Annotated in this window: 18 protein-coding genes, 1 tRNA gene and 3 pseudogenes; 13 read left to right on the top strand and 9 right to left on the bottom strand. The window is 35.0% G+C overall.

The window, feature by feature from the left end; all coding sequences use genetic code 11:
• The first annotated feature begins 874 nt into the window (after positions 1 to 874).
• A complete protein-coding gene (gene guaA / locus OOK85_RS06035) occupies positions 875 to 2,437 on the top strand; it encodes a glutamine-hydrolyzing GMP synthase (RefSeq protein ID WP_264702767.1) in 1,563 nt (520 codons plus the stop codon).
• 107 nt (positions 2,438 to 2,544) lie between these two features.
• Here guaA and OOK85_RS06040 read toward each other — a convergent pair whose 3' ends face one another.
• Positions 2,545 to 3,258 (bottom strand): TerC family protein, encoded by a 714-nt coding sequence (locus OOK85_RS06040; protein ID WP_264702769.1) that lies wholly within the window; start codon positions 3,256 to 3,258, stop codon positions 2,545 to 2,547.
• Between the two features lie 330 nt (positions 3,259 to 3,588).
• On the opposite strand from OOK85_RS06040, the gene OOK85_RS06045 reads away from it, so the two are divergent.
• The gene (locus OOK85_RS06045) at positions 3,589 to 4,341 is read left to right on the top strand and encodes an IS5 family transposase (RefSeq protein WP_264702480.1); all 753 of its coding nucleotides are present in this window, start codon (positions 3,589 to 3,591) and stop codon (positions 4,339 to 4,341) included.
• 136 nt (positions 4,342 to 4,477) lie between these two features.
• Here the strand turns inward: OOK85_RS06045 and glmS are convergent, their stop codons facing one another.
• The 3 genes from glmS to OOK85_RS06060 form a co-directional block, all read right to left on the bottom strand.
• Entirely contained in the window at positions 4,478 to 6,298 is a 1,821-nt protein-coding gene (gene glmS, locus OOK85_RS06050) for a glutamine--fructose-6-phosphate transaminase (isomerizing) (protein ID WP_264704214.1), read from the bottom strand.
• A gap of 24 nt (positions 6,299 to 6,322) precedes the next feature.
• Positions 6,323 to 6,766 (bottom strand): preprotein translocase subunit YajC, encoded by a 444-nt coding sequence (gene yajC / locus OOK85_RS06055; RefSeq protein ID WP_264702771.1) that lies wholly within the window; start codon positions 6,764 to 6,766, stop codon positions 6,323 to 6,325.
• A 129-nt stretch (positions 6,767 to 6,895) separates the two neighbouring features.
• A tRNA-Asp gene (locus OOK85_RS06060) sits at positions 6,896 to 6,972 on the bottom strand.
• Positions 6,973 to 7,163: 191 nt separating this feature from the next.
• Between OOK85_RS06060 and rpsB the strand changes: the two genes are divergently transcribed.
• From rpsB to OOK85_RS06090, 6 genes are all read left to right on the top strand, one after another.
• Positions 7,164 to 8,012 (top strand): 30S ribosomal protein S2, encoded by an 849-nt coding sequence (rpsB, locus tag OOK85_RS06065; protein ID WP_264702773.1) that lies wholly within the window; start codon positions 7,164 to 7,166, stop codon positions 8,010 to 8,012.
• Positions 7,993 to 8,853 carry a translation elongation factor Ts gene (gene tsf, locus OOK85_RS06070; RefSeq protein ID WP_264702775.1) on the top strand — a complete coding sequence of 287 codons (861 nt, stop codon included), beginning with the start codon at positions 7,993 to 7,995 and terminating at the stop codon, positions 8,851 to 8,853. Before rpsB ends, tsf begins: the two co-directional genes overlap by 20 nt.
• A 10-nt stretch (positions 8,854 to 8,863) precedes the next feature.
• Positions 8,864 to 9,607, top strand: coding sequence for a UMP kinase (pyrH, locus tag OOK85_RS06075; protein WP_264702777.1), 744 nt, complete (start codon positions 8,864 to 8,866; stop codon positions 9,605 to 9,607).
• 7 nt (positions 9,608 to 9,614) lie between these two features.
• The gene (gene frr / locus OOK85_RS06080; protein ID WP_264702779.1) at positions 9,615 to 10,172 is read left to right on the top strand and encodes a ribosome recycling factor; all 558 of its coding nucleotides are present in this window, start codon (positions 9,615 to 9,617) and stop codon (positions 10,170 to 10,172) included.
• Between the two features lie 275 nt (positions 10,173 to 10,447).
• Positions 10,448 to 11,143, top strand: a complete 696-nt coding sequence (gene uppS, locus OOK85_RS06085; RefSeq protein ID WP_174515980.1) for a polyprenyl diphosphate synthase — start codon at positions 10,448 to 10,450, stop codon at positions 11,141 to 11,143.
• Complete coding sequence (locus tag OOK85_RS06090) at positions 11,133 to 11,759, top strand: phosphatidate cytidylyltransferase (RefSeq protein ID WP_010082212.1); 627 nt, start codon at positions 11,133 to 11,135, stop codon at positions 11,757 to 11,759. The genes uppS and OOK85_RS06090 overlap by 11 nt, the downstream gene beginning before the upstream one ends.
• A 16-nt stretch (positions 11,760 to 11,775) precedes the next feature.
• On the opposite strand, the gene OOK85_RS06095 is transcribed toward OOK85_RS06090, so the two are convergent.
• From OOK85_RS06095 to OOK85_RS06110, 4 genes and pseudogenes are all read right to left on the bottom strand, one after another.
• Positions 11,776 to 11,967 (bottom strand): zinc-finger domain-containing protein, encoded by a 192-nt coding sequence (locus OOK85_RS06095; protein ID WP_264702483.1) that lies wholly within the window; start codon positions 11,965 to 11,967, stop codon positions 11,776 to 11,778.
• A gap of 67 nt (positions 11,968 to 12,034) precedes the next feature.
• Positions 12,035 to 12,127: pseudogene (locus OOK85_RS06100) on the bottom strand (pantetheine-phosphate adenylyltransferase); the annotation flags it as partial.
• A gap of 125 nt (positions 12,128 to 12,252) precedes the next feature.
• Positions 12,253 to 13,005, bottom strand: a complete 753-nt coding sequence (locus OOK85_RS06105) for an IS5 family transposase (protein ID WP_264702164.1) — start codon at positions 13,003 to 13,005, stop codon at positions 12,253 to 12,255.
• 79 nt (positions 13,006 to 13,084) lie between these two features.
• Complete coding sequence (locus OOK85_RS06110) at positions 13,085 to 14,035, bottom strand: IS481 family transposase (protein ID WP_264702783.1); 951 nt, start codon at positions 14,033 to 14,035, stop codon at positions 13,085 to 13,087.
• Between the two features lie 71 nt (positions 14,036 to 14,106).
• Here OOK85_RS06110 and OOK85_RS08035 point away from each other — a divergent pair.
• Positions 14,107 to 14,846 (top strand): annotated as a pseudogene (locus OOK85_RS08035) (IS3 family transposase); the annotation flags it as partial.
• Between the two features lie 400 nt (positions 14,847 to 15,246).
• Here OOK85_RS08035 and prfB read toward each other — a convergent pair.
• Positions 15,247 to 16,351 (bottom strand): peptide chain release factor 2 gene (prfB, locus tag OOK85_RS06125; protein ID WP_264702607.1). Its coding sequence is split into 2 segments (ribosomal slippage): positions 15,247 to 16,275 and positions 16,277 to 16,351, totalling 1,104 coding nucleotides; the frame shifts between segments, so codons are not numbered across the junction.
• Positions 16,352 to 16,504: 153 nt separating this feature from the next.
• Between prfB and mgtE the strand changes: the two genes are divergently transcribed.
• The 4 genes and pseudogenes from mgtE (at position 16,505) to OOK85_RS06145 (ending at position 21,305) form a co-directional block, all read left to right on the top strand.
• Complete coding sequence (mgtE, locus tag OOK85_RS06130) at positions 16,505 to 17,875, top strand: magnesium transporter (protein ID WP_264702609.1); 1,371 nt, start codon at positions 16,505 to 16,507, stop codon at positions 17,873 to 17,875.
• A 293-nt stretch (positions 17,876 to 18,168) separates the two neighbouring features.
• On the top strand, positions 18,169 to 18,921 hold the full coding sequence (locus OOK85_RS06135; RefSeq protein WP_264702259.1) for an IS5 family transposase: 753 nt from the start codon (positions 18,169 to 18,171) through the stop codon (positions 18,919 to 18,921).
• An 86-nt stretch (positions 18,922 to 19,007) separates the two neighbouring features.
• Positions 19,008 to 19,957: pseudogene (locus OOK85_RS06140) on the top strand (IS481 family transposase).
• Positions 19,958 to 20,471: 514 nt separating this feature from the next.
• A complete protein-coding gene (locus tag OOK85_RS06145) occupies positions 20,472 to 21,305 on the top strand; it encodes an ankyrin repeat domain-containing protein (RefSeq protein ID WP_264702785.1) in 834 nt (277 codons plus the stop codon).
• Positions 21,306 to 21,526: the final 221 nt, after the last annotated feature.

Below are 21,526 nucleotides of genomic sequence, written 5' to 3' on the forward strand. Positions count from 1 at the left end.
AAAGTTAAGCAAATGGGTAAATAGACTTCTTGCATAACCATATAACGCACTTTTATTGGGAATAGAAACGAAAAAACTTCCTTGACAAGCTTCGCCAGCCCCCTTATCATGATAATGAAGGTATTCATTTATCTTCAATCTGTGCAGATTAAACGACAACAGTATTACGTAGTTGGCGTCTTATTTTTAATTTTTTGCACTATGCACACCTTACGTCTTCACAACATTTTTAGGTTTTTACCTATATAAGCTGAAACGCGCTTATAAGTCGTTTAAGACAGTATAGTACGCCGATTTGCAGGATTAGAGAGTGACAACTAGCTAACACGGGGTTTTTTTGCCTTTTTCCTGCTTAGTAAATTTCTTAAACATTTAAACTAAGGTGAGTTGCATTAAAAAGCAGCTAAATTGCAGCGTTTAAGACTTAAAAAACGCCAATACTAAAAATAGACAATGACTAGGGTTTCTTTTGCCTTTTTTTTATTTGGTAAATTTTTTAATATTTATACGGAAGGTGTCATTCCAGCGCGTGACGCTGGAATCCAGCCTTTCTGCAATCTCATCGAAAACGTTTTTCTATGCTAATTTGCTTGCTCACAAGCAAACTTTCCTGGATCCCAGTGTCAAGCACTGGGATGACAGCTAGCCTGACAACCGTCATCCCGCTACTTGTTAGCGGCTGAGATACTGCGGCGGTATGACGTAGATTGCTGTCATTCCGCTACTAGTTAGCGCCGCAGTGGTATGGTGTAGGAAAATTAGCTATATAGCTAACTTGCACCACACGTTAAAGCTTTTAAAGAGGTCTTGGTTTACTTACTCCATTATTTTCTTTATTATCAGATATCACTTTTAAATAACATGGAGGAGCAAATTGTCAGCAATTGCCATTATTGATTTTGGTTCACAGTTTACACAGCTTATTGCAAGACAAGTAAGAGGAATGGGCGTTTATTGTGAAATATTTCCAAACAACATCAGTTTTGAAACAATATCAAAATTCAATGGGTTTATTCTCTCTGGAGGACCACAATCTGTAAATGATGATTGTTCTGAAACAAGTAGAGTAGTACATGAAATTATAAAACTTAATGAAGCAACAAACGTTCCTATACTTGGAATATGCTATGGACAGCAACTCATTTGTCATTATTTTGGAGCAAAAGTAAAAGAGAGTTTCAAACAGGAGTTTGGCAGAACTAAAATCAGGATACTAAAAGAATCCCCCATTATAAAGGATACCTGGGATGTTAATTCTGAAGTGGATGTATTAATGAACCATGCGGACAGTGTTGATACTATACCACAGGGATTTACTGTTATCGCATCAGGTGTGATAAATCAAACAATTGCAATGATTGTTAACGAACAGCGGAAGATTTACTGTACTCAATTCCATCCTGAAGTGAAGCCCACAACAAATGGCAGTAAATTGCTCTCTAACTTCTTGGATATTGCAAATTGCGAAAGAGACTGGACAATGAAGTCGTTTATTGAGGAGCAAAAGGAAAAAATCAAAAATGTAGTAGGAGAGAAAAAAGTAATCGCTGCAGTAAGTGGTGGGGTTGATTCAAGTGTTGCAGCGGCTCTCACACATAAAGCTATAGGAAAACAATTGAACTGTATTTTCATTGATACTGGGTTATTACGCAAGAACCAAACCATTGCTATGTTGAAAGAGATTCCGATAAATTACGTTGATAAATCAAATTTATTTTTGAGTAGGTTGAAGGGAATAACTGATCCAGAAGAAAAGCGAAAAATTATCGGTAACACTTTTATTGCAGTGTTTGAAGAAGAAGCAAAAAAAATAGGTGATGTGGATTTTTTGATGCAAGGTACCATCTACTCTGATGTAGTTGAGTCAGGGCATGCCTCAGACAACACTAGTACAATTAAGTCTCACCATAATGTTGGTGGGTTGCCAGAAAAGATGAATCTGAAGTTAGTGGAGCCTTTACGTTACCTCTTTAAAGATGAGGTAAGGCTACTTGGAAAAGAAATTGGGCTTTCAGATGAGATAATATTTCAACATCCATTTCCTGGACCCGGACTTGCAGTGAGGATTATAAGTGAAGTCGATGAAGAAAAGGTGCGAATATTGCAAGAAGTAGATGAAATATATATTAATACGATGAAAAATTACGATCTATATGACAAGATATGGCAAGCTTTTGCTGTATTATTACCAATAAAAACTGTAGGCGTTATGGGAGATGGTCGTACGTATGGATATGTTTGTGCTTTAAGGGCTGTAACATCATCTGATGGTATGACAGCCGATGCATTTCCATTTGAAGATAAGGATCAACACTTGCTAGTATTTTGGGATTTTTTACGCAATGTCGGCAGTATAATTGTTAATAATGTTCCCGGAGTAAATAGAGTTGTTTATGATATCACTTCTAAACCACCCGCAACTATTGAGTGGGAGTAAATCAAAAAGATCCCGCTGCTTGTTAGCTGGATCTAGAGATACCGCGAATGAATCGCGGTATGACGGTTCGCGGCAACATGACGATAACCTCGTCATCCCGCTGCTTGCTAGCGGCTGAGATACCGCGAATGAATCGCGGTATGACGGTTAATTTTCTTTATTTTGCTTATAATTTCCACAAGCAGTGCAAACATAAATGAAGAATACAAATATCCTTTTGGTAATTCTATATGAAATCCATGAAGTATGAGGTACACACCGACAAGTAAAATAAATAAAATGGCGATTATTTTTAACCCTGGGTTAGATTTGATTAACTGGGCGGTATAACTTGATAAAAACAGCATTGCTAGTATGGAAAATGTAAATGCTGTAGCAATTATTACCATGTTATAAGTTAGTGCTATAGCAGTTAATATCGAATCAACCGAAAAAACTAAATCTATTAATATAATTTGTAGCACAACTAAAAAAAATTTTGATTTAACGTTTGCTTTCTTTTTATTTTTCTTACATACAAAGATGTCATCCCGTAACTCCATAGAGCTTTTAACAATAAGGAATAATCCCCCTGCGATCATAAGTAAATCCCTTGCTGATGCAGTGTGAAATATAGGTTTTTGCATTGACAATATAGATGATGTAAAAAATAGTATTATAAAACGCATTAATAGTGCTAATCCAAGGCCCATAAGGCGCACTCTTTCTCTCAGCGCATTTGGTACCTTATCTATTGCTAGAGAAATAAAGATTAAATTGTCTACACTAAGTATAGTTTCAAGTAGTGTAAGTGTCAGTAAAGTCCAAGCATCAGTTAGCATTTTTGTTTCAAATTCGGTTCTTCTTACTCTACAATAGATGTGTAAAAATTAAGTGACTTCACTCAGAAGTTTTATAGCAGTTCTCCAGAAAAACAGGATATATAAAGTTCAGCAGCTTCTTCTATTTTCGTTTTTGAGCAAAATCAATAATAAGAGAGTTTCTTATTTTCATGCACGCAAATAAGATAAAGCCTTATTTTCATTTTTGACTTTATTTGAAAATAATATATACTATAAAAATAGTGTGCTAGGCTCTGTGGACAAAAAATATGAAAAGAGAGAAAAAGATGGTAGTTTAGCCTAATAGGTAAAAAATGGAGAAACTACCATATGCAATATTACATCAAAGAGGAAAATTGGAAACAAATTTTAGAGTTCATAAAAAGCGTAAAAGGAATGCACAGCAAAGATGAAAAACGTTTAAGAATATTCATAGAGGCAGTGTGGTACATAGTGCGAAGTGGTTGCCAATGGAGACTTTTACCAAAAACTTATGGTAATTACAGGAGTATACATAAGCGATTTAAAAGATGGTGTGAAAGAGATGTCTGGAAAAAATTGCTTGAATATACTAAACAAGAGCCTGATTTAGAAGTTGCTATAATCGACGGTACGATCATCCGAGGCCATCCATGTTCATCTGGATATACAAAAAACTCCAAGGATCAAGAAGCTTTAGGGAGGAGCAAAGGTGGCTTTACAACTAAAATACATGCGCTTGTCGATGCACTTGGAAATCCACTTAAATTTACTCTGACTCCTGGTCAAAGAAATGAAATTACGCAGGCACAAGTGTTGACCGAAAGTATCTATAACTCTACTGTAGTAGCTGACAAGGGCTACGATAGCAATGCCTTTGTTATAAGTCTTGAAGACAAGGGATGTACAGTAGTTATTCCGCCAAAACGGAATCGAAAAGTGCAAAGGTATTACGATGAGCATATCTACAAAGAACGTCATTTGATTGAGTGTTTTTTTGGTAAAATTAAAAATTTTAGGCGCATTTTTTCCAGATTTGATAAAACTGCTGAGGTTTTTATGGGTTTTCTCAATTTTGTTGGAGCTCTTGTATGGCTTCTCTAAAATTTTGTCCACAGAGCCTAGTTTCTGTATTTATTTTAAATTGAAGGAAGCTCAAATGAAAGATCGTGTTTTGCTAAAAATCACAGAATGCAGTCTGGTTACCTTAATTAGAAGTTTAGCTTTAACTTTAAATGGACTACTCAACCGTGACAGACTTAGCTAAATTTCTTGGACAATCTGCATCTAACCCTTTTTTTGCTGCAGTAAAGTAAGCAAGGAATTGCATAGCAACACTGTAGATGATTGGAGAGATAAAATTATCAGTGTCTGGAAGTTGCACCACATCTGCGCAAACTCCCCTTAGGAATGGCGCTCCTTGTTTATCACTGAAGGCAATTACTTTGCCTTTTCTTGCAATAATCTCTTGTATATTAGATAGCGTTTTAAAGAATAAATCATCATAAGGGATAATTGCTATAACAAGCACAGTAGAGTCTATTAAAGCAATAGAACCATGCTTCATTTCTCCCGCTGCAATACCAGTTGTATTGATATATGAAAGCTCTTTTATTTTCAATGCGCCTTCCATTGCAACTCCGTATGAACTTCCTCTGCCGATTAAAATAACGTTATTGTGTTCTAATATACTGCCCGATATATGTTGTATTTTCATCACATTCAAAACGTGCTCAACATACTCGGGAATAGAATTGATAGCACTGCTTAGCTGTTTTATTCTCTCTCCACCCAGTATACCTTTTATTTTTCCAAGCTCCACGGCAAAGCATGCTAAAGTTGCAAGTTGCGCAGAAAAGGTTTTTGTTGAAGCAACACCAATTTCTTGCCCAGCAAGAGTATGTAACACAATATCTGAGATCTTTTCAATGCTGCTGCTAAATGTATTAATTATACTTATGATTGTTTGCTTCTGTGATTTCGCATAACGCAGCGCTTCTATGGTATCTGCAGTTTCGCCAGATTGAGAGATAAATAACCCAATGCTGCCTTCTTCCAGCTTGACGTTGCTATACCTAAATTCTGATGAGATTTCTAGATATACTCGAACTTGAGCGACACTTTCCAGCCAATACTTTGCTATTAGCCCAGCAAAATAAGATGACCCGCATCCAACTATAGTAATGTAACTCAGCTCAGAAAACAATTTTTTGTTAGCAAATATTACCTCTTTATATTGCTTGTAAAATTGATTTATTGTTTTGTTTAATGCAGGCGGTTGCTCAAAAATCTCTTTTAACATGAAGCTAGGGTAACCATTTTTGCTAATTAGAAAATCACTTGGACTACTATTTTCTATACTACGTTTAACTTGTGTACCATTGTTGTATATACTAACTCCACTAGATTTTATCACTGCAATGTCATCATCTTCCAAATGCGATATTTTTTCCACAAATGCACTTAAAGCATTAGAGTCAGATGCAGCAAACACTGTGTTACAGTTATAGCCTATTGCTAAAGGCAAATTTCTCTTCGCAACAAATAAGGCGTCTGGATATTCTGCAAATAATAAGACCAAGGCAAATGAGCCGTGTAGGTTGTTTAAACACTTAAATAGAGAATCAACTGGCGACAATCCTTCATCAAGATATAAGGTTAGCATGTTTGGTATGATCTCTGTGTCAGTGTCAGTATGGAATGACATTCCCCTTTCTTCTAGACCCTTTTTTAGCAGATTGTAATTCTCAATTATGCCGTTATGAGCAACAACAACATTATTTGTACGAATGGGGTGAGCATTTTTAAGGCCTGGAACTCCATGTGTAGCCCAGCGAGTATGTGCTATACCAACTGTACTGTGAGACATCTTGCTATCATCAACAACTTCACATAACCTTTCGACTTTACCTTCTGATTTTTTGACTTCTATCTTACCTTCGTTATTTATGATTGCTATACCTGAAGAGTCATATCCCCTATATTCCAATTTTTGCAACCCAGTTAGTAAAGTTGGTACTACTGAATCACCGCTACTTACTACACCAAATATTCCGCACACAACCAAATGAACCTTTTTTTAGAGTTATGAGGCATTTTTACCTTTATCGTCTTTTCCCTTTATACTTTCCTCTGGTTGATTTTTATTTTTTCTATCATTCTTTTCGATTTTGCCTTTTTCAATTGGTTTAGCTGCCACTTTTTGAGTTTCTTTGTTTAAAACTTCAGATATAGCGGACTTTAGGACTTTTATCTCAACTTTTGGTGCTATTTCTATTATAAATTGTGCACTTGCCTCATCAACTTTATTAACTTCACCTATTATTCCACCAGAAGTAATGACTGTATCACCACGTTTTATTTGATCTATCATCTTTCTATGTTCTTTTAGTTTTTTGTGGTTTGGGCGAATAATAAGAAAATAAAATACTACAAATATTAAAATCAATGGAATAAAACTAGCAAAAGATGCGCCGATACTTGATGCATTGCTAGTTGCATCTGCTGCAAAAACTTCAGAAATGAACATATTTAATCCTAATTGTTAACGATAAAAATAAACCTATTTAAGTATTAATTGCAATACCATACCATGTCAAGTTTGGTGAAAGCATTTCTCAATACCGGTTGCGAATTCTAAGTTATGCTAAAACTAATATGGCGGGAGTGATGAGACTTGAACTCACGACCTCATGCGTGACAGGCATGCGCTCTAACCAACTGAGCTACACCCCCCTAATTTCTTTTTAGCGTTTTCGGGCTTCAACTTTAAAGCTAATAAACATGTTGCCCTTTGTCAATATTTTTTGTTTGCGCTTTGCTGTCTTTTCTATTACTATGTAAATAATTTAATTTCACACATGGCTTGTACAAGTAGTCCCATTAGGGTTATGCCATGGAAGATAAACTATTTGGAGGAATGATATATGACAAATTTGCCTAAGGTCACTGTACGTGATTTAGCCGAATCTGGTGTACATTTTGGTCACAAAATTAGTCGCTGGAACGCAAAAATGGCTCCATACATATATGGAGTGCATCAAGAAAATCGTATACATATAATTGATTTGCGAAAAACACTACCATTGCTACAGGTGGCCATGAAGGCTTTATATGACGTTGCATTTCAAGGTGGTCGCATTCTATTTGTTGGTACAAAGTTTCAAGCTTTTGATATTATTGCAAGTGAAGCGATTCGTTGTGGTCAATATTATGTGAATCATCGTTGGCTTGGTGGTATGCTTACTAATTGGGGCACTGTTTCTTCTTCGATAAAAACCTTGATGCAATATGAGAAAATATTAAATGACGAGGATAGCATTTTAACAAAGAAAGAATTGGGAAACATTGAAAAGAAAAAGCAAAAGCTTGATAAGGCGCTTGGCGGTATTAGAGAAATGGGAGCAATTCCTGATATCTTATTCATCATTGATACTAATAAAGAGCATATAGCGGTTAAGGAGGCTAAGAAGTTAGGAATTCCAATAGTTGCAATACTTGATACTAATTCTGATCCAGATGGTATTACTTATCTAATACCTGGAAATGATGACTCAAGAAAATCAATAGAGCTCTATTGTAAATTAGCTACCGACTCTATATTAGCTGGAATAGAGTCTAGTCTAGCAAAATCTGGAGTTAAGATTGATGATATAAGGGGTGATGAGTTTATTCAAGAAAAAGAGGACGGTATTGTGCAAACTAAAAGGAGACGTAATAAAGTTTACAAAGAAGAAGAAAGGGAGGTAGTAACAAATGAAGATGAATCCAGATGATATAAGAGAATTACGTGATAGAACAGGGCTTGGCTTGAGTGACTGTAAAAAAGCATTAGAAGAATGTGATGGTGACATCAAGAAGGCTGTTGATAAGTTACGTACAATAGGTCTTGCTAAAGCTGACAAAAAATCTGATAGAATAGCTTCAGATGGACTCGTTGCTATGTGTTTGACTGAAAATTATGGTGCATTGGTTGAACTCAATTGCGAAACAGATTTTGTTGCAAGGAATGAGAAATTTATAGAGTTAGTTTCAAATTTAGCATCAATTGCTCATCAAGAACGCTGTACTAGCGTTGATGAGTTAAAAAATGCCAAGTATGAAAGCATTGGCACAGTGCAGGAAGCTATTATGAATGGTACATCAGTTCTTGGTGAGAAGCTAGAGTTAAGCAAGCTTTGTTACTTAGAAGCTAAGGATGGAGTTATTGCTGGCTACGTACATGGTGATGTGTGTGGCTTAGGTAAGATTGGTGCTTTAATTGCATTGCAATCATCTGGTGATAAGGCGAAGTTACAAGAGATTGGGAAACAAATAGCTATGCATGTAGTTGCTATGAAGCCTGAAGCTTTGTCTATAGATGATTTAGATCAAATGAAGTTGAAAAATGAACGTTCTATAATTGAAGAGCAAGTGAGGGGCTTAAATAAACCTGAAGAAGTAGCAAAAAAAATAGTAGATGGACGAATGGCTAAGTACTATGAAGAAGTTGTTTTACTAGAACAAAAGTTCATAAAGGATGATAAAATGAAGGTTTCTGATTTTATAAAATCAAGCGAGGTGAGTGCTATTAAATTATCTAATTACAAGTTACTTGTTTTGGGTGGTGCAAACTAAATGGTAAAAAATGTTTCCCTCAACAAATGAAAAAAGCGAAATAAAATATTCCAGAGTGTTATTTAAAATCTCTGGTGAAGCTTTAATGGGGTCACAGTCTTTTGGCTATGATATGGGAATAATAAGCCAATTGTGCAAAGATATAGCTGATATTAACAGGCTTGGAGTTCAGGTATGTATTGTTGTTGGTGGTGGTAATATCTTTCGTGGCACATCTGCGTCTTTAAGTGGCTGTGAAAGAGCAAGTAGTGATTATATTGGAATGCTTGCAACTATAATCAATGCTTTAATTTTACAAAACTTTTTAGAAAAAAATTTAATAGCTTCTAGGGTATTATCTGCAATACCCATGGCCACTGTATGTGAACCTTACATAAGAAGGAAAGCTATTCGTCATTTAGAAAAAGGTAGAGTGGTAATTTTTGCAGCAGGCACAGGCAACCCATTTTTTACTACAGATACAGCTGCAGCCTTACGTGCTGTTGAAATGAATTGTGATGTTATTCTAAAGGGTACGCAAGTAAATGGTGTATACTCCGCTGATCCGAAAAAAAATGAGGATGCTGTAATGTATGATAGGCTTTCTTACACGGATTTATTGACTCGTGATTTAAAAGTTATGGATGCATCAGCAATTTCACTTGCTCGTGAGAATTCTATTCCAATTATAGTTTTTTCTTTGAAGGGAGAAAAAATAGTCAATATTATTAAGGGTCAAGGTACTTATACTATAGTTTCAGATTGTAAACAGTAGGTAATTTATGTTAAATGAAATAAAAGCTAAAACAAAAGAAAGAATGCTAAAAACTATTCAGTCCTTTCATGATGATATTAAAGGCGTACGCACTGGTAGAGCTAGCGCATCGTTGCTTGATGGTATAGTTGTAAATATCTATGGTGGACATCAAAAGTTAAATCAGGTTGCAGGTGTTTCGGTTATAGATAACAAAACTCTATCAATTAAAATTTGGGATATTAATGTTGTCGGTGAAGTGAAAAATGCTATATTAAATGCCAACTTGAATTTAAATCCTGTTGTTGAGGGCAATACCATACGTATAGCTCTTCCGGACTTAACACAAGAAACCCGTGAAAAATTAGTGAAATTATTGCATCAGTTTGCTGAAAATGCACGGATTGCCATTAGAAATATACGTAGAGATATTATGGAAGAAACAGAAAAAATGAAGGAAAATAAAGAAATCTCAGAAGATGATTTTCATGGTGCTAAAAAGGAAATACAAAATATTACTGATGATAATATAAAAAAGATTGATGGTGAATTATCCATCAAAGGAAAGGATATACTGAATCACTAAATGATATGGAGAAAGCTTACATAGCAAATGATGTCATTCCAGTGCTTGACACTGGAATCCAGTCTTTACTATACAACTATCTGATGCACTTGTTTGAAATCAAATTTCCTGGATCCCAGTGTCGGAGCACTGGGATGACACCAATTTTGCATTCAAGTATCAACTATTGGTGTCACTACAGTAACTCTCTTCCTGTCATGCAAGTAGCTGACACCTTCCAGGTGTCCATTGAAATCCAAAAAATTTCACTCAAGTCAAAATTAGGTTAAATTTAAATGTTGAATCAAGAATCTTTACCGAAACATTTAGCAATTATTATGGATGGTAATGGTAGATGGGCGAACAATCAAGGAAGGGTAAAAATTGATGGTTATAAAAAGGGCAGTGAAGTTGCATACGATATTGCCAAGTATTGTACGGACTTAACCATACCCTACTTAACTTTGTATGCATTCTCTATGGAGAATTGGCTTAGACCCAAAAACGAAACTGACTGTCTATTTGATTTATTTTACTCTGTCTTAACTAATGAAGATAAAGTCAATTTTATTTGCAACTGTAACATTAAGTTGAATTTTATTGGCAATTTAAGTCTGTTATCCAGTAAAATATTGGATCAAATTAAAAAAGCAGAAGAAATGACACATAAGAACGATGGTTTATTACTCACTGTGGCAGTCAGTTACGGAGCAAAGCAAGAAATTACACAAGCTATAAGCAATATTATAAAAGAAAATATTGCTTATGTATCAGAAGAGGAATTTGAAAAATTTCTATATACTAAAGATTTGCCAAAATTGGATTTATTAATTCGCACTGGCGGCGAAAAAAGGTTAAGCAACTTTTTATTATGGCAAGCAGCTTATGCTGAATTGTATTTTTGTGATACTTTATGGCCTGATTTTTCTTGTCAAGATTTGAGTAAAGCATTAGAAGATTATACAAAAAGAGAGAAAAAATATGGTAGATAATAATTTTATAATTAGAATGTTGTCCTCAATAGTAATATTATTCATATTTTCCTTTGCTACATATTTCAGTGATTTATCGTTTTACCTATTGATTTTTTCAATAGCAGTTTTATCTTCTTTTGAATGGTATAATCTAACCCAAGGAAATAAAATTTTATACGTTTTTGCATTATTATTGATTGCACTACCAAGCGCCTCATTAATATATTTATATAATCTACCACAGGGAAAATACGCATTAGTATGGTTCGTCTTAACCATTTGGGGAATTGACGTTACTGCCTACCTATTTGGTAAGAATTTTGGTGGAGCTAAAATTTGCCCAATTATTAGCCCTGGAAAAACTTGGGCAGGGCTTCTTGGTGCGATTTTAGCTGGAGTAGTGTGCACAATTTTTGGATCAATATTTTTTGGTCTATTTTCAATTTTTTATTCTCCAATCATTGGCCTTGCAATTGCTATTCTAGCGCAACTTGGCGATTTCACTGAGTCGCTTGTTAAAAGAGCTTACGGTGTTAAAGATAGTGGAAATATGATACCTGGCCATGGGGGAGTGCTCGACCGTATGGACAGTTTCATTTTTACTGCCCCTCTTATTGCTATTTACATAAGCTAAGTCTGCAGAAGTGCCATTAGAGATCATCCCTAGTCAGCTCCCCAACCGCTTCTACAGTACAGTCATGGACAAACGTCTTTTCACAATAAGGGCAGGCTATTTCCTCTTCTTCTCCCATATCTAAATATATTAATGGATGGCCGGAACCATCATCATTTTCATCACCATGACAACAAACTTTTCTATTATTAACCCTCACTTTTGACATGCTACTCCTTTAGCTTATAACATTTATATATTAAATATACTCATTCAGAAATAAAAGACAACAAGCACTATTCTCCATTTTTTACCCTATTCAGGTTAATCAATTCGTTTTGAACGCCTTTTGATACAAATTTGCTAACATCTTCTCCTAATCTTGCTATCAACTATGTTTTTTTAAATTTTTTGAATTTAGTCTTATTACAACTCTTGTTTATAACTTTGTATTTTTATTCAATTAAAAAATGTATTTTTGGCAATAAAAACCCTAGGCTCTGTGGACAAAATTTTAGAGAAGCCATACAAGAGCTCCAACAAAATTGAGAAAACCCATAAAAACCTCAGCAGTTTTATCAAATCTGGAAAAAATGCGCCTAAAATTTTTAATTTTACCAAAAAAACACTCAATCAAATGACGTTCTTTGTAGATATGCTCATCGTAATACCTTTGCACTTTTCGATTCCGTTTTGGCGGAATAACTACTGTACATCCCTTGTCTTCAAGACTTGTAACAAAGGCATTGCTATCGTAGCCCTTGTCAGCTACTACAGTAGAGTTATAGATACTTTCGGTCAACACTTGTGCCTGCGTAATTTCATTTCTTTGACCAGGAGTCAGAGTAAATTTAAGTGGATTTCCAAGTGCATCGACAAGCGCATGTATTTTAGTTGTAAAGCCACCTTTGCTCCTCCCTAAAGCTTCTTGATCCTTGGAGTTTTTTGTATATCCAGATGAACATGGATGGCCTCGGATGATCGTACCGTCGATTATAGCAACTTCTAAATCAGGCTCTTGTTTAGTATATTCAAGCAATTTTTTCCAGACATCTCTTTCACACCATCTTTTAAATCGCTTATGTATACTCCTGTAATTACCATAAGTTTTTGGTAAAAGTCTCCATTGGCAACCACTTCGCACTATGTACCACACTGCCTCTATGAATATTCTTAAACGTTTTTCATCTTTGCTGTGCATTCCTTTTACGCTTTTTATGAACTCTAAAATTTGTTTCCAATTTTCCTCTTTGATGTAATATTGCATATGGTAGTTTCTCCATTTTTTACCTATTAGGCTAAACTACCATCTTTTTCTCTCTTTTCATATTTTTTGTCCACAGAGCCTAGTTGTATGGTCCCAGAGTGTGATGGTGTGGATTTAGTATAAATAATTCTGGAGACTGTGTCCACTGATAACATATAAATTCATAAGGAGTAAGACCCTTAAGAGTTTTGAGTCTCTTTGCATAATTATAAGCCATAACAAAGTTATAAAGGTGTTCTTTAAGTTGCTGGTGCGATTGATAGTAATACTTCTTAACTGTAGCATCCTTTAAAGTTTTATTCATACGCTCGACTTGCCCATTCGTCCAAGGATGGCTAACTTTTGTCAAACGATGTTCAATAACATTCTCTTCGCAAACTCTATCAAATATATGTTGGAAAGCATACTTATGACGCTTCTGGTTTGTAAATTGTATACCGTTATCTGTCAAAATAGTATGGATTTTATACGGTAAAATTCTAATCAAATTACGTAAGAACTCAGCAGCTATGGGTTTTGTAGCACTGTTACGCAACTCAACATAGGTAAATTTGGATGTCCTATCAATAGCAACAAACAAATGTAATTTGCCCTCCTCAGTTCTAACTTCAGCAATATCAATATGAAAGTAACCGATAGGATATTGTTTGAATTTCTTTTTTGACTTAACTTCTCCATCAACAGTTGGTAATCTGCTAATGTTGTGTCTTTGTAAACAACGATGCAAGCTAGAGCGAGTCAAATGCGGAATTGTAGACTGCAGAGCGTAAAGGCAATCATCTAGTGGCAGTAGTGTATACTTGCGAAATGTAACTATTATAGCTTCCTCTTCTAGCGTTAAAACAGTCGATCTTGGACGCTTTGGACCCATATCAGCATCTTTCGTAAATGAACGTTTTCTCCACTTAATAATAGTTTTTGGATTAAGGTTATAATGCTTGGAGAGTTTTGCTATGCTCTCTTTTCTATTTTGTATTGCTCTACGAATCGTCTGTGTTGTTTTGGCGCACCCATGTAATATTTGTCCCATAACTCCTCCTTTGATGGTATTTTTTTCTCATATTTTATCATACCATCACACTCTGGGACTGTACACCTAGTGGCTACTATAAGTGGACCACAAGAAAAATAAGCAGTAGAGAATCAGCAAATAAAGAGCTACTCGCAGCTATTCAAAAAATATATCAAGTTTCTAAATGTAGATATGGAGCTCCTAAAATTCATGCTGAATTGAAGGCTTTGGGTAAAAGTTGCAATTTGAAAACGGTGCAAAGTATTATGCAGAAAAATGACATCAGGGCTATACTGAGAAGAAAGTTTAAAATTAAAAAACAACAAACAGATAATAGAGCTGTAGCTCCCAATATACCAGATCAAAACTTTATTGTTGATCAACCAAATAAAGTATGGGATTACTTACATCAAAACCAAGGAGGGATGGCTATATTTGGCAGCAATAATTCTCACGTATGGTAGTTAATGAGTAGTGCAATAAATAAACAATTGGTTATGAACTCTTTATTAATGGCCATTAATAGGCGTAAACCTGTTAAAAATCTACTGCTGCACAGTGACCAAGGTTCACAATATACTGCGCAAGGGTATCAATATCTCTTAGCTGTAAAGAATATAGATGAATAATAAAGGCTGTTGTTACGACAATTCTGTTGCAGAAAGCTTCTTTAGCTCATTGAAAAGAGAAATACTTATTGATACTTCACAACACTCTGCTCAACAAACTAGAACTGCAATATTTGAATACATAGAAATTTTTTATAACAAACAACGTCACTATTAACTATTGCATTCCAGAACAATTTGATGCATCATTCTTTTTGTAAAAAACATTCCAAACTTTCTCTCCACTTTTTCTGGGTAAGGTCAATCTTCACATGACCAGTAATAGCAGCTAAAATAAATAATGTTCTATGATGGATTTCCACTTGGTTACGTATGGATGGTAAGCCAAAAAATCCAGGTTCTGTGCAACTACTAGTATACTCTATATTTAAGCAGGTGAGACTCGCATCAAAACTAGTTTCGCTCAACTGAGTATATTCATCTGAATATCGTGACAATTTCTCTCTAATTTTCTCAATTACATTGTCCTTACTTAAATTCCCTTCTTCATTAACTGTACTTAATATTCTTTTTCACTGATCATATTTAATCGCCATAACTTTACTCCTACTTTAACAATATTTTAATTATCATATATTATGGCAAGAAAGTCAACCCTACCTAATTTTGCTTAGTGAGCACACTAACTATGAAACAATCTATATTACCATCAAAAACAGAATTTATATTGCCCACTTCATGTCCGGTTCTTAAATCCTTCACCATTTGATATGGATGCATAACGTACGATCTGATCTGATTGCCCCAGCCTATATCGCATTTTTTACCATATTCTTCAGCCATTTTCTGTTCTTTTTTTTCCAGTTCAATTTGGTATAAACGTCCTTTAAGTAATTTTAACGCCTCATCTTTATTTCTGTGTTGAGAACGACCATTTTGGCATTGAACTATAACACCAGTTGGAATATGCGTAATGCGTACCGCACTTTCAGTCTTGTTCACGTGCTGACCGCCTGCTCCAGAAGCTCGGTAGGTGTCGATCTTTAGATCCTTTTCATCCACAGCAATATCAATTGAATCTTCTATCACTGGAGTTACTCCTACACTTGCAAAACTGGTATGACGTTTACCATTTGCATCAAACGGAGATATTCTAACCAGCCTGTGAATTCCACTTTCACTTTTTGCCCACCCATAAGCTTTTTCTCCAACGATTTTTATCATTGCAGACTTTATACCAACCGCATCACCATCTAATTTTTCTACAACTTCAACTTTAAAGTTGTGATAAATTTCTGCCCACCTTGTATACATGCGCATCAGCATTTCAGCCCAATCATTGCTCTCTGTTCCACCAGCTCCTGAGTGAATTTCTAAAAAGCAGTCATTATTATCTGCTTCGCCAGTAAATAAGGATTCTGTTTCTTTACACTTGATTAATTTCTCTAGCTTAGCTAATTCATTTTCAACTTCAGAGAAAAATTCTTCATCATTTTCATCAATAGCAGACTTCATTAAGCTGATGGCATCGTTGTAATCGCTTTCCAGCTTTAAAAACGACTCTACGTCATTCTTAATTTTAGAACGTTCTTTTAAAACTTCTTGTGCTTTTTGGTTATCTTGCCATAGGTCATCATTCGACGCTTGGGAGTCAAGCTCTTCAAGACGCAACTTTAATTTTTCTATGTCAAAGACACCTCCTGATAAGAGAAATACTTTTATTTAAGCTTTGAAAGTGTTCAAGAATTTCTGGATAAGTTTTCATTATACTTTAGATTTTAATATATTTACTATCAATAACAATAACAGTAAACAAAATAGAAATTTAACCATATGATAGTTAATTTAAATAATTTCATTATACTTTAATGTTTAAGGAAATCAAGCGCGTATATTTATTAAAAAATAAGGTAAAGTAATGAATATTAAAATAAGTTCTCATTATGGTTTAGACAAAAAGGCTATTGATGACTTAATAGAGTCACTTGATAACGATGAGCTAGAAAATGTTCGTAATATTGTAAAAACGATAGATAGCGTTCAGTTAGCTTATTTTTTATCTACTTCAATCAGTGATCACAGGGAGAAATTAGTTAATATCCTCGATCAACATTTGTTAAGTGATGCCCTAGTGCATGTAGTGCCAGATTTACAAATAGAGATCATAGAAACATTGGGAATAGAAAATACAGCAAAGTTACTAATGCTCCTTGATGTAGAAGATATAGTAACCATAGTGAAAGATTTAGATAGAAAGTCTGTAGAAAATATACTTTACTATTTGCCCAGCAAAACTCAGAAATCGGTAGAGGAGTTGCTATCATATCCAGAAGAAAGTGCAGGAAGGTTAATACATAAAGATATGGTTATAGCTCCATATTATTGGACAATAAATCAACTGACAGAATTTGTGTGCAACTATAAAAAAATACCAGAAAGATTTCACCAGATATTTATTATCAACTCAAAATTAGAGCCTATAGGCAGTGTTAATTTAAATAAGGTAATATCTCACTCAGGAGACACAATAATAAAAGAGATAATGGATCATGACATAAAAATCATTAAAACTGGAGTAGACCAAGAGGAAGTAGCAAGAATATTTAAAGACTACTCTCTATTATCAGCTCCGGTCGTAAATAAGAATGGTAAAATTATTGGTGTGATCTTAATTGAAGATGTGATAAAAGTTGTTCAACAAGAAACAGAAGAGGATGTACTCAAAATAAGCGGTGTATCTTCTAAAGCCGATATAAATGCCCCTATACATAAAACTATAATTAAAAGGCTACCTTGGTTACTGTTTAACCTCTTAGCTGCAACAATGTGTTCCATAGTAGTTGGCTTTTTCGATGATGTAATAAAAAGTTTTATAGTACTGCCAATAATCATGCCGATAATTGCATCAATGAGCGGAAATGCAGGATCCCAAACAGTAACGTTAACCATCCGGGCAATCGCAACAAAATATCTAACTGAGCAAAATGCAAAAAGAATACTGATGAAAGAATTTTTAATAGGTCTTATAAACGGGGTGATCTTATCTACTATTTCATTAGTAGTGTTAGCAATAAGGTTTCACAGCTTCAAAGTGGAGATGATTTTTGTGGTCTCCATGATTATGATGTCAATTATTGCAACGTTTATCGGAACTTTCATTCCTATAATGCTTCATCGCTTAAAGTCTGACCCTGCCGTTTCTTCTTCAATCCTAACATCGGCAACAACTGATATTCTCTCAGCTCTTATATTTCTTGGTTTAGCTACGATCTTTTTATTAAACAGTTGACACTATCTATAGCTATACCGCGATTTATTCCAGTTATCTAAGTGGAGAAAGTCACCTCTCCCCACTCGACTTCAAAACCGGACTTGTGACTTTCACCACATCCGGCTTCTCTCTAACTTGGTGTTTGTCATACATACTTCTCCATGTAATTAACATTTCAAAGCTTGGTAAATTTGTTTTTATAGCTTAAATACAGCATTCTCTATATTACTAGGCTCTGTGGACAAAAAATATGAAAAGAGAGAAAAAGATGGTAGTTTAGCCTAATAGGTAAAAAATGGAGAAACTACCATATGCAATATTACATCAAAGAGGAAAATTGGAAACAAATTTTAGAGTTCATAAAAAGCGTAAAAGGAATGCACAGCAAAGATGAAAAACGTTTAAGAATATTCATAGAGGCAGTGTGGTACATAGTGCGAAGTGGTTGCCAATGGAGACTTTTACCAAAAACTTATGGTAATTACAGGAGTATACATAAGCGATTTAAAAGATGGTGTGAAAGAGATGTCTGGAAAAAATTGCTTGAATATACTAAACAAGAGCCTGATTTAGAAGTTGCTATAATCGACGGTACGATCATCCGAGCCCATCCATGTTCATCTGGATATACAAAAAACTCCAAGGATCAAGAAGCTTTAGGGAGGAGCAAAGGTGGCTTTACAACTAAAATACATGCGCTTGTCGATGCACTTGGAAATCCACTTAAATTTACTCTGACTCCTGGTCAAAGAAATGAAATTACGCAGGCACAAGTGTTGACCGAAAGTATCTATAACTCTACTGTAGTAGCTGACAAGGGCTACGATAGCAATGCCTTTGTTACAAGTCTTGAAGACAAGGGATGTACAGTAGTTATTCCGCCAAAACGGAATCGAAAAGTGCAAAGGTATTACGATGAGCATATCTACAAAGAACGTCATTTGATTGAGTGTTTTTTTGGTAAAATTAAAAATTTTAGGCGCATTTTTTCCAGATTTGATAAAACTGCTGAGGTTTTTATGGGTTTTCTCAATTTTGTTGGAGCTCTTGTATGGCTTCTCTAAAATTTTGTCCACAGAGCCTGGTGTACAGTCCCAGAGTGTGATGGTATGATAAAATATGAGAAAAAAATACCATCAAAGGAGGAGTTATGGGACAAATATTACATGGGTGCGCCAAAACAACACAGACGATTCGTAGAGCAATACAAAATAGAAAAGAGAGCATAGCAAAACTCTCCAAGCATTATAACCTTAATCCAAAAACTATTATTAAGTGGAGAAAACGTTCATTTACGAAAGATGCTGATATGGGTCCAAAGCGTCCAAGATCGACTGTTTTAACGCTAGAAGAGGAAGCTATAATGTTACATTTCGCAAGTATACACTACTGCCACTAGATGATTGCCTTTACGCTCTGCAGTCTACAATTCCGCATTTGACTCGCTCTAGCTTGCATCGTTGTTTACAAAGACACAACATTAGCAGATTACCAACTGTTGATGGAGAAGTTAAGTCAAAAAAGAAATTCAAACAATATCCTATCGGTTACTTTCATATTGATATTGCTGAAGTTAGAACTGAGGAGGGCAAATTACATTTGTTTGTTGCTATTGATAGGACATCCAAATTTACCTATGTTGAGTTGCGTAACAGTGCTACAAAACCCATAGCTGCTGAGTTCTTACGTAATTTGATTAGAATTTTACCGTATAAAATCCATACTATTTTGACAGATAACGGTATACAATTTACAAACCAGAAGCGTCATAAGTATGCTTTCCAACATATATTTGATAGAGTTTGCGAAGAGAATGTTATTGAACATCGTTTGACAAAAGTTAGCCATCCTTGGACGAATGGGCAAGTCGAGCGTATGAATAAAACTTTAAAGGATGCTACAGTTAAGAAGTATTACTATCAATCGCACCAGCAACTTAAAGAACACCTTTATAACTTTGTTATGGCTTATAATTATGCAAAGAGACTCAAAACTCTTAAGGGTCTTACTCCTTATGAATTTATATGTTATCAGTGGACACAGTCTCCAGAATTATTTATACTAAATCCACACCATCACACTCTGGGACCATACACCTAGGTTGAATTAATGTATATTAAAGGATCACCATCAGGCAAAGTATTCGCTGGTTATCAGGCATTTATACCAAGCCCCTTGCCACCAAAATTTGAATGGGACAATGATTTAGTTAATAGTCTTTAAACCCTTACTTTACTATAAGGAAAGTGGTTGAAAACTTAGGTGTCGTATTTACAACAGCCCAAAGAGCAATCGTAAAGCTTGAAGATTTAGGCATCGTTTCACAAACTTCTCAAGGAAAGAGAGATCGGTTTTATTGTGCAACTGATATTTTGAATATTCTAGAAGAACCAACTAAGATTACAGAGAACTTCGATAGCACATTGTAGCTATTGTGATGAATAAATTCAGCAAACAGCAAGCTTAAAGAGTCTGATCCAATGGACATGCTGAACAAAAAGTAAGGAGCTCCTTTTGGAGGATTATATTAACTTATTAATCAATTGCTTGACTTTTAGCAGGATTTATTATATTATTTATTAATGAGCAATGCAATCAAACCAAGGAGGATAGCATGACTGGTGACAATAACAGAAAAACTTTACAATCGATAATTACTAGCGAAAATAACAGTATAAATAGAGTTAGAAAGTTAAAAGATTTCCTTAAACAAAACAAAGAAATAACTATTAATAAAGACACATTTGCATGTGCTTTACGATGCCCAAAAACTACAAAGGAAGCGATAGTACACGAAATTCTGCTTCATTTTATACAAAATCCTGGCGAGCAATCACTAGAACAAGTAATACAATACTTAGATGGAGCAATACAATCTAGGATATATGCAAAAAACAACCCAATAAGAAATCTAGATGAAGAATTTCGTACTCATATAAACTTTAAAGATGAAGAGGGAAATACATTACTACATCATGCAGTTATAGGTAATAAAACTGAAGAAATAACCACCCTTCTTGTTACATATAGTGCAAATCCTTTGATACAAAACGCGGATAATAAAATTCCTTCAGATTTAGCTCAAGGAAAAACAAAAGAAGTGCTTATTAAAAGTATGAAAAAACAAGCTAATACGAAAAAAGAAAGCGCTATGGTAGGCAGTTTGGTGCCTGGCATAATGATTGGTGGTTTTCTTGGTGTTGTACTTGGAGCTGGTGTGTATGTTGCAGTAAGTCTTTCTAGTGGTATGATACTAGGTGTAATGATAGCATCTGTTCTTGTTGCTAGTATAGCTGTTGGGCTGGCCATGTATTTTTTGAGTCAAGACTATGAACAGGCTAAAGCGATAGAAAAAACTATTAGCACTGTTAGCTCTGAAATATCTGTTGATGATACAACTGCCGCTAATAAAAATAATAAAGAAGGGCCACAACTTACATATAGCTGACCCAAGCAACACGTCATACCGCGATTCATTCGCGGTATAGATTCCGCTAACTAGTAGCGGAATGACGAATGTGTCGTTTTTCAAATTGTCGTAAGTCACTTTAGCTATAATACACACAAGGAGGGTGTCATCCCAGCGCCCCTATGATGTCATCCCAGTGCTTGACACTGGGATCCAGAAAAGTTTGCTTGTGAACAAGCAAACTAGCATGGAAAGTAGCT

Source organism: Wolbachia endosymbiont (group A) of Volucella inflata (assembly GCF_947250665.1).
Lineage (GTDB): Bacteria > Pseudomonadota > Alphaproteobacteria > Rickettsiales > Anaplasmataceae > Wolbachia > Wolbachia pipientis.

Excerpts from the sequence above, each read along its gene's own strand:
- OOK85_RS06090 (WP_010082212.1), top strand. The coding sequence starts at position 11,133 with ATGGTAGATAATAATTTTATAATTAGAATGTTGTCCTCAATAGTAATA.
- frr (WP_264702779.1), top strand. The coding sequence starts at position 9,615 with ATGTTAAATGAAATAAAAGCTAAAACAAAAGAAAGAATGCTAAAAACT.
- OOK85_RS06045 (WP_264702480.1), top strand. The coding sequence starts at position 3,589 with ATGCAATATTACATCAAAGAGGAAAATTGGAAACAAATTTTAGAGTTC.
- tsf (WP_264702775.1), top strand. The coding sequence starts at position 7,993 with ATGAAGATGAATCCAGATGATATAAGAGAATTACGTGATAGAACAGGG.
- rpsB (WP_264702773.1), top strand. The coding sequence starts at position 7,164 with ATGACAAATTTGCCTAAGGTCACTGTACGTGATTTAGCCGAATCTGGT.
- pyrH (WP_264702777.1), top strand. The coding sequence starts at position 8,864 with ATGTTTCCCTCAACAAATGAAAAAAGCGAAATAAAATATTCCAGAGTG.
- OOK85_RS06110 (WP_264702783.1), bottom strand. The coding sequence starts at position 14,035 with ATGGGACAAATATTACATGGGTGCGCCAAAACAACACAGACGATTCGT.
- OOK85_RS06040 (WP_264702769.1), bottom strand. The coding sequence starts at position 3,258 with ATGCTAACTGATGCTTGGACTTTACTGACACTTACACTACTTGAAACT.
- OOK85_RS06145 (WP_264702785.1), top strand. The coding sequence starts at position 20,472 with ATGACTGGTGACAATAACAGAAAAACTTTACAATCGATAATTACTAGC.
- uppS (WP_174515980.1), top strand. The coding sequence starts at position 10,448 with ATGTTGAATCAAGAATCTTTACCGAAACATTTAGCAATTATTATGGAT.
- OOK85_RS06095 (WP_264702483.1), bottom strand. The coding sequence starts at position 11,967 with ATGTCAAAAGTGAGGGTTAATAATAGAAAAGTTTGTTGTCATGGTGAT.
- yajC (WP_264702771.1), bottom strand. The coding sequence starts at position 6,766 with ATGTTCATTTCTGAAGTTTTTGCAGCAGATGCAACTAGCAATGCATCA.
- mgtE (WP_264702609.1), top strand. The coding sequence starts at position 16,505 with ATGAATATTAAAATAAGTTCTCATTATGGTTTAGACAAAAAGGCTATT.
- OOK85_RS06135 (WP_264702259.1), top strand. The coding sequence starts at position 18,169 with ATGCAATATTACATCAAAGAGGAAAATTGGAAACAAATTTTAGAGTTC.
- OOK85_RS06105 (WP_264702164.1), bottom strand. The coding sequence starts at position 13,005 with ATGCAATATTACATCAAAGAGGAAAATTGGAAACAAATTTTAGAGTTC.